A 974-nucleotide genomic window follows, 5' to 3' on the forward strand; every position below is an offset into this window, starting at 1 on the left:
CCACACAGACTGATATTGATAATGGAAGTGATATTGTACATACTGCCAGTGTAACTACAACAGAAGTAACTACTGCGGTAACTGATGATGCAACAACCACTATTACTCAATCGCCTTCGCTAACCGTAGCTAATACCGTAGCACCGACTGATATCGCTGTTCCGCAAACGCTAACCTATACTATTGTGGTGGACAATACGGGGAATACCAGTTTGACCAATGTCGCTGTAGTAGATCCTCAGGCAACCACTGGACCAGCCTATGTAAGTGGAGAYTCGAACTCCAATGACATTATGGAGGTCGATGAGACCTGGACCTATACCGCKACCTATGAAGCCACACAGRCTGATATTGATAATGGAAGTGATATTGTACATACTGCCAGTGTAACTACAACAGAAGTAACTACTGCGGTAACTGATGATGCAACAACCACTATTACTCAATCGCCTTCGCTAACCGTAGCTAATACCGTAGCACCGACTGATATCGCTGYTCCGCAAACGCTAACCTATACTATTGTGGTGGACAATACAGGGAATACCAGTTTGACCAATGTCGCTGTAGTAGATCCTCAGGCAACCACTGGACCAGCCTATGTAAGTGGAGATTCGAACTCCAATGACATTATGGAGGTCGATGAGACCTGGACCTATACCGCGACCTATGAAGCCACACAGGCTGATATTGATAACGGAAGTGATATTGTACATACTGCCAGTGTAACTACAACAGAAGTAACTACTGCGGTAACTGATGATGCAACAACCACTATTACTCAATCGCCAACACTGACCGTAACCAATACCGTAGCACCGACTGATATCGCTGCTCCGCAAACGCTAACCTATACCATTGTGGTGGACAATACGGGGAATACCAGTTTGACCAATGTCGCTGTAGTAGATCCTCAGGCAACCACTGGACCAGCCTATGTAAGTGGAGACTCGAACTCCAATGACATTATGGAGGTC

1 protein-coding gene is annotated in these 974 nt (G+C 45.8%); it reads left to right on the top strand.

What is annotated here, in order from left to right; genetic code table 11:
- The coding region (locus FGM01_RS14440; protein ID WP_208012737.1) for a DUF7507 domain-containing protein at positions 1-974 on the top strand (974 nt) is incomplete at both ends.

This window comes from Christiangramia sabulilitoris (assembly GCF_007050985.1).
GTDB classification, from domain to species: Bacteria; Bacteroidota; Bacteroidia; order Flavobacteriales; family Flavobacteriaceae; genus Christiangramia; species Christiangramia sabulilitoris.